This window comes from Klebsiella sp. HMSC16C06 (assembly GCF_001808325.1).
In the GTDB taxonomy this organism is placed as follows: Bacteria; Pseudomonadota; Gammaproteobacteria; order Enterobacterales; family Enterobacteriaceae; genus Klebsiella; species Klebsiella variicola.
In genome coordinates this window covers 44,014-56,523 of record NZ_KV792996.1, presented here as the reverse complement: position 1 = coordinate 56,523, position 12,510 = coordinate 44,014, and the positions used below count along the sequence as shown (strand labels likewise).

8 protein-coding genes and 1 pseudogene are annotated in these 12,510 nt (G+C 57.6%); 6 read left to right on the top strand and 3 right to left on the bottom strand.

Translation table 11 applies throughout. The annotated features are described in order from the left end of the window. Positions 1-195 precede the first annotated feature (195 nt). The gene (locus HMPREF3142_RS10105) at positions 196-1,185 is read right to left on the bottom strand and encodes a sulfate ABC transporter substrate-binding protein (protein ID WP_002922936.1); all 990 of its coding nucleotides are present in this window, start codon (positions 1,183-1,185) and stop codon (positions 196-198) included. A gap of 151 nt (positions 1,186-1,336) precedes the next feature. Beyond that, entirely contained in the window at positions 1,337-1,582 is a 246-nt protein-coding gene (zapB, locus tag HMPREF3142_RS10100; RefSeq protein ID WP_008806812.1) for a septal ring assembly protein ZapB, read from the bottom strand. A gap of 442 nt (positions 1,583-2,024) precedes the next feature. Here zapB and HMPREF3142_RS10095 point away from each other — a divergent pair, with 442 nt between their 5' ends. Both HMPREF3142_RS10095 and glpK read left to right on the top strand, forming a co-directional pair. Beyond that, positions 2,025-2,876 (top strand): MIP/aquaporin family protein, encoded by an 852-nt coding sequence (locus HMPREF3142_RS10095; RefSeq protein ID WP_012540293.1) that lies wholly within the window; start codon positions 2,025-2,027, stop codon positions 2,874-2,876. A 21-nt stretch (positions 2,877-2,897) separates the two neighbouring features. Beyond that, positions 2,898-4,409, top strand: a complete 1,512-nt coding sequence (glpK, locus tag HMPREF3142_RS10090; RefSeq protein ID WP_008806810.1) for a glycerol kinase GlpK — start codon at positions 2,898-2,900, stop codon at positions 4,407-4,409. Positions 4,410-4,523: 114 nt separating this feature from the next. Here glpK and gltS read toward each other — a convergent pair whose 3' ends face one another. Further along, on the bottom strand, positions 4,524-5,726 hold the full coding sequence (gene gltS / locus HMPREF3142_RS10085) for a sodium/glutamate symporter (RefSeq protein WP_008806809.1): 1,203 nt from the start codon (positions 5,724-5,726) through the stop codon (positions 4,524-4,526). Between the two features lie 284 nt (positions 5,727-6,010). Between gltS and HMPREF3142_RS10080 the strand changes: the two genes are divergently transcribed. The 4 genes and pseudogenes from HMPREF3142_RS10080 to HMPREF3142_RS10065 all read left to right on the top strand — a co-directional run bounded on the left by HMPREF3142_RS10080 (position 6,011) and on the right by HMPREF3142_RS10065 (position 12,441). Beyond that, on the top strand, positions 6,011-7,402 hold the full coding sequence (locus HMPREF3142_RS10080; protein WP_008806808.1) for a nucleobase:cation symporter-2 family protein: 1,392 nt from the start codon (positions 6,011-6,013) through the stop codon (positions 7,400-7,402). Positions 7,403-7,542: 140 nt separating this feature from the next. Continuing rightward, a pseudogene (locus HMPREF3142_RS10075) lies at positions 7,543-9,239 on the top strand (AsmA family protein). A gap of 250 nt (positions 9,240-9,489) precedes the next feature. Then, complete coding sequence (locus HMPREF3142_RS10070) at positions 9,490-11,049, top strand: PTS transporter subunit EIIC (RefSeq protein WP_012967044.1); 1,560 nt, start codon at positions 9,490-9,492, stop codon at positions 11,047-11,049. Positions 11,050-11,061: 12 nt separating this feature from the next. Continuing rightward, positions 11,062-12,441, top strand: a complete 1,380-nt coding sequence (locus tag HMPREF3142_RS10065; protein WP_008806805.1) for a family 4 glycosyl hydrolase — start codon at positions 11,062-11,064, stop codon at positions 12,439-12,441. Positions 12,442-12,510: the final 69 nt, after the last annotated feature.

The window sequence follows — 12,510 nt, the reverse complement described above, 5'->3', positions numbered from 1 at the left end:
CTGCTAAGCGTAGCGCAAGCAGGGATTCCCGGGTGGCGGCTGACGCCTTACCCGGGCTACGTACCGCACAAAACTGTAGCCCTGCTAAGCGTAGCGCAAGCAGGGATTCCTGGGTGGCGGCTGGCGCCTTACCCGGGCTACGTACGGCGCAAAACTGTAGCCCTGCTAAGCGTAGCGCAAGCAGGGACAAGAGGATTAACGCTGGCTAATCTGGTCGAAGGTGCCGCCGTTGGAGAAGTGCTCTTTCTGCGCTTTCGTCCAGCCGCCGAACTCCTGATCGATAGTAAACAGCTTCAGTTTCGGGAACTCGTTAGCATATTTCTTCGCCACATTCGGATCGCGCGGGCGGTAGAAGTTCTTCGCCGCAATCTCCTGGCCTTCCGGCGAGTAGAGATACTTCAGGTACGCTTCCGCCACCTGGCGCGTGCCTTTTTTATCCACCACTTTGTCGACCACAGAGACGGTCGGCTCAGCCAGAATCGACTCACTCGGGGTCACGATTTCAAACTTGTCTTTGCCCAGTTCGTTGGTCGCCAGCAGCGCTTCGTTTTCCCAGGCAATCAGCACATCGCCGATGCCGCGTTCTACGAAGGTATTGGTCGAACCACGCGCGCCGGAGTCCAGCACTTCCACGTTTTTATACAGTGCTTTGACGAATTCCTGGGCTTTCGCCTGGTCGCCGTGATTCTGATGCAGGGCATAGCCCCAGGCTGCCAGATAGTTCCAGCGGGCGCCGCCGGAGCTTTTCGGATTCGGGGTAATGACCGACACGCCCGGTTTGATCAGGTCGTTCCAGTCATGGATCTGTTTCGGGTTGCCCTTGCGGACGAGGAACACGATGGTTGAGGTATACGGTGCGGAGTTATCCGGCAGGCGTTTCAGCCAGTTTTTATCGATACGGCCGCGTTCAGCAATGGCGTCTACGTCGTAGGCCAGCGCCAGCGTGACCACATCCGCTTCAATACCGTTAATCACTGAGGTCGCCTGTTTGCCAGAACCACCGTGCGACTGGCGGATCACCACGTTGTCGCCGGTCTCCTGCTTCCAGTGCGCGCTAAACGCTTTGTTGTACTGTTCGTACAGCTCGCGCGTTGGATCATAAGAAACGTTTAAAAGCTGAATGTCTTTTGCCAGAACGCTGGCGGATGCCAGCAACAGAGTTAACCCTACGCCCCACTTATTCATCGCACCGCTCTCTTTATGTATGTTGTGATGGGCTAAGCGTGCCAGAAAGCGATTCAATGATTAAAGAATAAAAAAAGATTGGCTATAACTTGTGGATATAAAGAGGTGAATAAGGATTGCCCCCTCCCGGGCGGGAGAGGGCGCGAAGCGATTAGACTTCTTCCATGCGGCCCAGCAGCGCCTGCAGGCGATCCTGCCAGCCCTGCTGTTGCTCTTTCAGCTGGCTGTTTTCGCGCTCCAGCTCTTCACGACCGTGCTGCGCGCTCTGAACTTCCTGAACCAGGGTGTTGTTCTTTTCTTTCAGCTCTTCGATTTCCATCTGCAACAGAGTGATGGTATCAATCGCCTGCTGAACTTTAGATTCTAATTTCTCAAACACTTCTAATGACATCGTCATACCTCTCCTGAACTTGCAAGGCGTTGATAGAAACTCGTGTTTCGTATACGCGGTCCCGCCTTAACGAAAATTAGCGCACATAGCGGTGTTATCGTCGATTGTATGAATCCCCGCCGCCCCTGTCCAGCGGCAAGCCGCGCAGATTGCGGTTTGCAACACTTTTCAGTCTTTACCTGGTGCTTTCAGCGCAGTTCGCTCGTACTTCATGGGTCATTGTTAATTTTATGGTTAACAAAATGCGAGGTGAAACGATCCGGCACCGGTCTCAATGCGCGCGGATGGCGCGAAAACGCTCATTTTCTTGACGCGGTACACACATTTGAAGTTCGATATTTCTCGTTTTTGCTCGTTAACGATAAATTAACACTATGCCTACATGGCAATATGGTCGTCTGTGACCACCCTACATACAATAATCATCACCACGCTTCAGGATTCGATTATGAGCCAAACATCAACCTTAAAAGGCCAGTGCATCGCAGAGTTCCTCGGTACCGGGTTGTTGATCTTTTTCGGCGTTGGGTGCGTGGCTGCGCTCAAGGTCGCGGGAGCCAGCTTCGGGCAATGGGAAATCAGCATCATCTGGGGTCTGGGCGTCGCCATGGCGATCTACCTGACCGCTGGGGTCTCCGGTGCGCACCTTAACCCTGCGGTAACTATCGCACTGTGGCTGTTCGCCTGCTTCGATGGCCGCAAAGTGGTCCCTTTTATCATTTCGCAATTCGCTGGCGCCTTTTGCGCTGCGGCATTAGTTTACGGGCTTTACTACAATCTTTTCCTCGATTATGAAACCACCCACCATATGGTCCGCGGCAGCGTAGAAAGCCTCGATCTGGCCGGCATCTTCTCCACCTATCCGAACCCGCATATCAATTTTGTGCAGGCCTTCGCGGTAGAGATGGTGATTACCGCTATCCTGATGGGCGTCATCCTGGCGCTGACCGACGATGGCAACGGCGTGCCGCGCGGCCCGCTTGCTCCGCTGCTGATCGGCCTGCTGATTGCGGTGATTGGCGCCTCCATGGGACCGCTGACCGGCTTCGCCATGAACCCGGCGCGTGATATCGGCCCGAAAGCTTTCGCCTGGCTGGCCGGCTGGGGCGACGTCGCCTTCACCGGCGGCAAAGATATTCCTTATTTTCTGGTGCCGCTGTGCGCACCGGTGGTCGGCGCGGCGCTGGGCGCATTCAGCTATCGTAAGCTGATTGGCCGTCACCTGCCTTGCGACACCTGCGTGGAGGAAGAGCAACAGAGCCCCTCCTCTTCCACCACTCAACATAAAGCTTCGCTGTAATCTGACTACGGGACACCGACTATGACCGACAAAAAATATATCGTTGCGCTTGACCAGGGCACTACCAGCTCCCGGGCCGTTGTGATGGATCATGATGCCAATATCGTCAGCGTCTCCCAGCGAGAATTTGAACAAATTTATCCTAAGCCAGGCTGGGTCGAACATGACCCGATGGAAATCTGGGCTTCCCAAAGCTCGACGCTGGTCGAAGCGCTGGCCAAAGCGGATATCAACTCCGATCAGATCGCGGCCATCGGCATCACCAACCAGCGTGAGACCGTGGTGGTGTGGGAGCGTGAGACCGGTAAACCCATCTACAACGCCATCGTCTGGCAGTGCCGCCGTACCGCGGAGATCTGCGAGCAGCTCAAGCGTGACGGAATGGAAGAGTATATCCGCAAGGCCACAGGCCTGGTGGTGGACCCCTACTTCTCCGGCACCAAGGTAAAATGGATCCTCGACCATGTCGAAGGTTCCCGTGAACGTGCGAAACGCGGCGAGCTGCTGTTCGGCACCGTTGACACCTGGCTTATCTGGAAGATGACCCAGGGCCGCGTGCACGTTACCGACTACACCAACGCCTCACGTACCATGCTATTCAACATCCACGAGCTGGACTGGGACGACAAAATGCTCGACGCGCTGGACATTCCGCGCGCCATGCTGCCGGAAGTGCGTAAATCATCCGAAGTGTACGGCCAGACCAACATCGGTGGTAAAGGCGGGACCCGTATCCCTATCGCCGGGATCGCCGGTGACCAGCAGGCGGCCCTGTTCGGCCAGCTATGCGTCAAAGAAGGGATGGCGAAAAACACCTATGGCACCGGCTGCTTTATGCTGATGAACACCGGTGAAAAAGCGGTTACCTCCACCCACGGTCTGCTGACCACCATCGCCTGCGGCCCGCGCGGCGAGGTGAACTACGCGCTGGAAGGGGCGGTGTTTATGGCCGGCGCGTCTATTCAGTGGCTGCGCGACGAGATGAAGCTCATCAGCGATGCCTTCGATTCCGAGTACTTCGCCACCAAAGTGAAGGATACCAACGGCGTATACGTGGTACCCGCGTTCACTGGTCTTGGCGCACCATACTGGGACCCGTATGCCCGCGGCGCGATTTTCGGCCTCACCCGCGGCGTGAACTCCAACCACATTATCCGTGCGACGCTGGAGTCCATCGCCTATCAGACCCGCGATGTGCTGGAGGCGATGCAGGCAGACTCTGGCATTCGTCTGCACGCCCTGCGCGTGGACGGCGGCGCGGTGGCTAACAACTTCCTGATGCAGTTCCAGTCCGATATCCTCGGCACCCGTGTCGAGCGTCCGGAAGTACGCGAAGTGACGGCGCTGGGCGCAGCCTATCTGGCGGGTCTGGCGGTCGGTTTCTGGCAGAATCTGGACGAGCTGCAGGAGAAAGCGGTGATTGAGCGCGAATTCCGCCCGGGGATTGAAACCACTGAGCGTAACTATCGTTACAGCGGCTGGAAGAAAGCGGTGAAACGCGCGTTAGCGTGGGAAGAGCACGACGAAGCGTAAGATTGTGGAGGTATTCCCGGCTTGCGGCGTAAACGCCTTAGCCGGGCTACAAAACCCCAAACAGCACGATCTTGTAGCCCGGACAGGTGCGCAGCACCGCTTCCGGGTTTTTTATCAGCCAAACATCGGCAGCAGCAGGTATAGCTTAATCACCAGTGCGTTGACGATGTCGATAAAGAACGCGCCCACCATCGGCACCACCAGGAAGGCCATATGTGACGGGCCAAAGCGGTCGGTAATCGCCTGCATATTAGCAATCGCCGTCGGCGTTGCGCCCAGACCAAACCCGCAGTGGCCCGCCGCCAGCACCGCGGCATCGTAATTCTTGCCCATCATCCGGTAGGTAACGAACACCGCATACAGCGCCATCGCCAGCGCCTGCACCGCCAGGATAATAATCATCGGCAGCGCCAGCGAGGCCAGCTCCCACAGCTTGAGGCTCATCAGCGCCATGGCGAGGAACAGCGACAGGCTGACGTTGCCCAGCACCGATACCGCCCTATCGAACACCCGGTACAACCCCGCCAGCGCCAGGCTGTTGCTAAGGATCACACCGATAAATAGCACGCAGACGAAAGTCGGCAGCTCGAAGACACTGCCCGCCAGCAGTTGCGCAACCACCTTGCCTACCGTCAGACAGATGGCAATCAGGGCGATACTTTCGATCAACACCAGCGAGGTGATCACCCGCCCCACGTCCGGTTTTTCAAAGGCGGTTGGCGCCACCTGATCGTCCGGTGTGCCGTCCGGAGAGGAAGAGTGCTTCACCAGGTAGCGAGCCACCGGACCGCCGATCAGGCCGCCCAGCACCAGGCCGAAAGTCGCGCAGGCCATCGCCACTTCGGTGGCGTTGGCAAAACCGTAGCGTTCAACGAACAGCTTGCTCCACGCCGCCCCGGTGCCGTGGCCGCCGGATAAGGTAATCGACCCGGCCAGCAGGCCCATCAGCGGATCCAGCCCCAGCAGCGTCGCCATGCCGATACCGAGGGCATTCTGCAGCAGCAGCAGGCCAACCACCACGATCAGGAAAGTGCCCAGCACCTTGCCGCCGGCCCGCAGGCTGGCGAGGTTGGCGTTAAGACCGATGGTGGCGAAGAACGCCAGCATCAGCGGGTCTTTCAGACTCATATCGAAATCAATTTCGATATCCATGCTTTTCTTCAGCACCAGCAGCGCCAGCGCCACCAGCAAACCGCCGGCAACAGGTTCAGGAATGGTGTATTTCTTGAGGAAGGGAACGGTTTGCACGAGTTTTCTGCCGAGCAATAGCACAAGCGTTGCGGCAACGAGCGTCGATAAGGTATCGAGGTGAAACATAAAAAGCTCCTTATGGGCGCATGATCCATTCACACGCGACGTAATTCCTGGTGTCTTTAGCTTCTCATCATGAGGAGTCAGAAGGGGATTTTACGCAGAACGGCGGAAAAAATGACAGAAAAAGATATTTTGTATCCTTAATGATGCGATTTAGCATACAAAATGTTAATAACCTCGTTGCGCATATTCACGGCATAAATTTTTATGACCAAATGCTGGCAAACGTTTGCTTTTGGTCTACAGTCCGATAAAATTCCCGCTTTGCCACCTTGGGATTGCTTGTGATGTCCGTTAACACCGCAGAGTCAGAAAATGCGCAACCGGTTGCGCATAAATCAGCTAGCGAATTAATCTACCGCCTCGAAGATCGCCCACCGCTACCGCAAACCCTGTTCGCCGCCTTCCAGCACCTGCTGGCGATGTTTGTCGCGGTGATCACTCCAGCGCTGTTAATCTGCCAGGCTCTCGGTCTCCCGGCGCAAGATACCCAACATATCATCAGCATGTCGCTGTTCGCTTCCGGTGTCGCCTCTATTATTCAGATCAAAGCCTGGGGTCCCGTCGGCTCCGGATTGCTCTCCATTCAGGGCACCAGCTTTAACTTTGTCGCCCCGCTGATCATGGGCGGTACTGCGCTGAAAACCGGCGGCGCCGACGTCCCCACCATGATGGCCGCCCTGTTCGGCACCCTGATGCTGGCCAGCTGCACGGAAATGGTGCTCTCCCGCGTCCTGCACCTGGCGCGCCGCATCATTACCCCGCTGGTCTCCGGCGTGGTGGTAATGATTATCGGCCTGTCGCTGATTCAGGTCGGACTGACTTCCATCGGCGGCGGCTACGCGGCGATGGCCGACCACACCTTCGGCGCGCCGAAGAATCTGCTGCTGGCGGGCATCGTGCTGGCGCTGATTATCATCCTCAACCGCCAGCGCAACCCGTACCTGCGCATCGCTTCGCTGGTGATCGCCATGGCGGCGGGCTATCTGGCGGCATGGTTCCTCGATATGCTGCCGGCCAATACCGCCCCGACCAACAGCAGCCTCATCACCGTGCCAACGCCGCTCTACTATGGTCTCGGCATCGACTGGAGCCTGCTGCTGCCGCTGATGCTGGTGTTTATGATCACCTCTCTGGAAACCATCGGCGATATCACCGCCACCTCGGACGTCTCCGAACAGCCGGTTTCCGGTCCGCTGTATATGAAGCGCCTGAAAGGCGGCGTGCTGGCTAACGGCCTGAACTCCTTTGTTTCCGCGGTCTTCAACACTTTCCCGAACTCCTGCTTCGGCCAGAACAACGGCGTGATCCAGCTGACCGGCGTTGCCAGCCGCTACGTCGGTTTCGTGGTCGCCCTGATGCTGATCGTCCTCGGTCTGTTCCCGGCGGTGAGCGGCTTCGTGCAGCACATCCCTGAGCCGGTGCTCGGCGGCGCCACGCTGGTGATGTTCGGCACCATTGCCGCGTCCGGCGTGCGCATCGTCTCCCGTGAGCCGCTGAACCGTCGGGCGATCCTGATTATCGCCCTGTCGCTGGCAGTGGGCCTCGGCGTGTCGCAGCAGCCGTTAATCCTGCAGTTCGCCCCAGACTGGCTGAAAAACCTTCTCTCTTCGGGAATTGCCGCCGGTGGTATCACAGCGATTGTTCTGAATTTAATTTTCCCGCCAGAAAAAGCCTGATCTGACGCGCTCCCGGTCGCGCCATTGGCCGGGACGCTTTCCACGACCTGCCTCATCACGGAAATAAACCACGCCCGCCTTGAGAAGTGCGCCTAAATCGGGCATAACACGGTGATGTGCATCTCACAGAATGGAAGACCATGAAATTTCTTGGAAAGCTGATTCTCTGGCTGCTAGTCGCTCTGCTGCTCGTCATTGTTGGCGCGTGGTTCCTGCTGCAAACCCACTGGGGCGCCCGCCAGGCCAGCGCCTGGCTCAGCAATGGCACCGGCTGGCAGGTCTCCTTCGATGCGATGGAACACGATTTCTCCTCCCCTCTTCATGTGCAGTTGCAAAAGTCACCTTTGGCCGGGAAGGCAAGCCGGCCACCCTGGTGGCAAAAACGGTCGATATTGGCTTCAGCACCCGCCAGTTTAGCGATCCGCTGCATGCGGATGAGATAGTCCTTAACGACGGCACTCTGAATCTGTCACCCCACTCTGCAGACCTGCCGTTCGCTGCCGACCGGCTGATGTTGCGCAACATGGCTTTCAACAGCCCGGAAACCGGCTGGGCGCTCAGCGCGCAGCGCGTCACCGGCGGCGTCAGTCCATGGACGCCGGAAGCGGGCAATGTGCTGGGGAAAACGGCGCAGATCCAGATGAGCGCGGGCTCGATGACGCTCAATGGCGTCGAAGCCAGCAACGTTCTGATTCAGGGCAGGATTGATCAGGGTGAAGTGACCCTCTCCACCCTCGGCGCCGATGTCGCCCGCGGCACCTTAACCGGCAATGCGAAACGCAGCGCCGACGGCAGCTGGCTGGTGGATAACCTCCAGCTCAATGAGATTCGACTGCAGAGCCCCGCCTCGCTGGCCGAGTTTTTCGCGCCGTTAACCACGGTCCCCTCTCTGCAGATTGGCCGCCTGGATATCACCGACGCCCGCCTGCAGGGGCCGGACTGGGCGGTAACCGACCTCGACCTGAGCCTGCGCAACCTGACGCTCAGCCACGGCGGCTGGCAGAGCCAGGACGGCACGCTGTCGATGAACGCCAGCGAATTTATCTACGGCTCGCTGCACTTCTTCGACCCGATTCTGAATGCTGAATTCTCTCCCCAGGGCATTGCGCTGCGCCAGTTCTCCTCGCGCTGGGAGGGCGGCATGGTGCGCACCTCCGGCAACTGGCTGCGCGCTGGTAACGCGCTGGTGCTCGACGACACCGCCTTCGCCGGACTGGAGTACACGCTGCCGGCGAACTGGAAACAGCTGTGGATGGCGCCGATGCCAGCCTGGCTGCAAAGCCTGACGCTGAAAAAATTCAGCGCCAGCCGTAACCTGATCATCGATGTGGATCCTGCCTTCCCGTGGCAAATTACCGCCCTCGATGGCTATGGCGGCGAGCTACAGCTGGTGAAAAACGGCAGCTGGGGAGTATGGAACGGCAGCGCGACGCTGAACGCCGCGGCGGCGACTTTTAACCGGATCGACGTGCGCCGCCCGTCACTCAAGCTGAGCGCGACAGCGTCGACGGTCAATATCACTGAGCTTAGCGCCTTCACCGAGCGCGGCATTCTGCAGGCCACCGCCGCGGTATCCCAGCTGCCGCAGCGCCAGGTCAATCTGAGCTTTACCGGCCGCGGCGTGCCGCTGAATATTCTGCAGGCCTGGGGCTGGCCGTCGCTACCGATAAGCGGGGATGGCAATCTCCAGCTGACCGCCAGCGGCAGCGTGCAGGCCGATGCCCCGCTCAAGCCGACGGTCAACGGGCAGCTCAGCGCCGTGAATATGGAGAAACAGCTGGTGGCGCAAATCATGCGCAACGGCGAGGTCAGCCCCGCCCCCGCCGCGCCGCAGTAACCCCCCCCTTATCTGGCCCTCTCCCCACGGGGAGAGGGCATGCTTTCCGGCAAACTCCGCTCTGGCCACTCCCTCTCCCTTTCAGGGAGGGGGTTAGGGTGCGAGTCCTGAAACCTGTGTGCAATACGCGGCTATCTGTACCTATTTAGCGCAACAGGTTCCTTTCAAATATCAGAATTGCTATAACCAAATTACTGGAAGTCGATAAAAAACCGCTCCCTGTACCTACAAAAATATAAAAGGATCAATCATGCCTGAAATACGTCAGCGTATTCTGGAGAATATGCAAAAATTCTCCCGGGCCATGATCGGCGCCGTATTGTTCTTGCCGGTCATTGGCTTAATTCTGGCCCTCAGTTCAGTATTAACTAATCCGACATTAATTGCTGAAACCAGTTTCTTACATCAGCTTGGGCAAATGCTCGGCGACACTTTTTGGCCTTTATTTGGCAACCTCGGCTTATTATTTTGCGTCGGCATTAGCTATGGCCTGGCAAAGGATAAAAAAACCGAAGTCGCGCTGGTTGCAGTGATGTGCTTCATTATGTTCCTTGGCGCCAACCACTCCTGGCTGGAACACACCCACGGACTCGCCGAAAAAATTAACGGTGAATATTATGGCACCGGGCAAACCCAGCTGCTGGGCTTTGTGGTGGTGGATATGGGCGTTTTCCTGGGCATTATTCTCGGCTGCACGATTGCGTGGGTGCACAATAAAGTCTCTGCCATTGAGCTGCCTGGCGCGCTGTCGATGTACGGCGGCGCCAAGCTGACGTTGGTGGCGATGACGCCGGTGGTTATCTTCTACGCCATCGCCTTTACCTGGATTTGGCCCTTTATGACCCACGGCATCTCCGCGCTCACCGGTTTTATGAAAAATGCCGGGGTCGCCGGGGTCTTTGTCTATGGTTTCTTTGAAAAATTCCTTATCCCCACCGGCCTGCACCATTTCGTCTGGTCCCCCTTCCAGCTCACCCAGATTGGCGGCACCCTGAACGTGGACGGTCAGGTGGTCTCCGGGACCCAGGCCATTTTCCTCGCTTATATGCGCCACCCCGACCTGACGCCGGTCATGAACGACGCATTACGTTTTTCGCAGCAAGGGATGACCACTATCTTTGGCCTGGCGGGCGCCTCGCTGGCGTTCTACCACACCGCGAAACCGGAGAAGAAAGTGATGGCGAAGGCGATTCTGCTGCCGGCGATCATCACCTCGATGCTGACCGGTATCACCGAACCGATCGAGTTCACCTTCTTGTTTGTCTCGCCGCTGCTGTGGGTGATCCACGCGACGTTAACCGCCGCCTCGCAAGCCATTTGCGACATTTTCACCGTACGTCCCTGGGGAGCATCGGGCCTGATCGAGTTTCTGATCTATAACCTGCCGCTGCCGGTCTCCTTAACGCGCTGGCCGGGCTATGTCCTTATTGGTATCGGCCAGTTCGCCGTCTACTACGTGATTTTCCGCACCCTGGTGGTGAAGCTGAATCTGAAAACGCCGGGCCGGGAAGATGACGAGAACGTGAAGCTTTACAGCAAAGCAGAGTACCGCCAGAAAGTCGCGCAACCGCAGTCGGTCACCGATGACATTATCCGCGGCCTCGGGGGCAAGGAGAATATTCTCTCCGTCGATAATTGTTTTACTCGTCTGCGCGTGGCCGTGCGCGATATGGCGCGGGTTGATGACGCGCAATTAAAAAATACCGGCGCCAACGGCGTCGTACGAAATCGTAATGAAGTTCAGGTTATTTATGGCGTCAAAGTGGGACAGGTACGTTCCCGGGTTGATAACTGGTTAGCAGAAAATTAATGAGGAGTTTGTATGAAATTAACCGTATTAGGCGGGGGCGGCGTTCGCTCTGCATTTTTAGCGAAATCTCTGGCCTATAACGCTCACCGCATTGGTTTAACAGAAGTGGTTTTTCTCGATAACTCTGCTGATAATCTGGCGATATTTGGCGAAATTGCCCGCTATGTATTTAATACTATTCGCCCGGATATTCAGTTTAGTACCACTACCGACCCGGTCGCGGCGCTGCAGGATGCCAACTATATCATTACCACCCTACGGGTTGGCGGTGACGAAAGCCGCATTCGCGACGAACGCATTGCGCTACAGCATAACACCCTCGGCCAGGAGACCACCGGCGCCGGCGGTTTCGCGATGGCCATGCGTTCGATCCCGGCGATCCTTCGCTATTGCCGGCTGATCGAAGAACATGCCGCCGAAGACGCCATTCTGTTTAACTTTACCAACCCGTCAGGCCTGGTGACGGAAGCGATCGTCAAGTCCGGTTTTAAGCGCCGGGTCTATGGGATCTGCGATGCCCCCTCCGAGCTGATTCGTGAACTGCCAGCGATCCTTGGTTGTGAAGAACGCGACCTCAGCGTGGAATGCTATGGGCTGAACCATTTCTCATGGTTTACCCACTTCACCGTACGCGGGGAAGAGGTAACCGAACGGCTGATCGCCAGCCCGGAACTGTACCAGAAGACGGCGATGCAGTACTTCTCCCCGGAGCTGGTGCGGCTTTGCGATAATCAGCTCCTCAATGAATATCTCTATTATTACTATTATCGAGAGGTGGCGCTGAAGGCGATTCAGGAAGCCGGCGAGACGCGCGGAGAGCAGATCGCCCGTATCAATCAGGAGATGCGCGAAGCGCTGCGCACTGTGGATGCCAGAACGCAACCGGAAGCCGCTTTCACCATCTGGATGCAGCATTACCTGCGCCGGGAAAACAGCTATATGCAGAATGAGTCGCAGCAGGAAAAATTCCACACCCGCGAACCGCTGACGCTGCGCCAGTTTATCGAAGAGCCGGACACCGGCGGCTATGCCGGGGTGGCGCTGGATATCCTGGAAGCGGTGAACAGCACCACCACCAAGCGTATCGTGGTATCGATCCAGAATCACGACACGCTCGACTTTTTGCGCCCTGACGACGTGATCGAGATCAGCTGCGACCTGAGCCGGGATGGCCTCAAGCCGGTGACGCCGGTGAAGGTGCCGACGGCGCAGAAGAATATGATTTCCTGCGTGAAGGAGTATGAGCGGCTGGCGGTGGCGGCAATCCTGCAGCAGGATAAATCGCTGGCGGTGCGGGCGCTGATGGCGCACCCGCTGATCGGTTCCTATTCGCTGGCGAAAACCCTGGTCGAAGCCTATCTCGACGATGAGCAATTCGCCGCCTGGCAGTAACCCGCATTGCCGATGGGATTCCCCCCGCTCGCGCTGCGCTTAGCGGGGCTACGAACGGAGCGGTTTGTG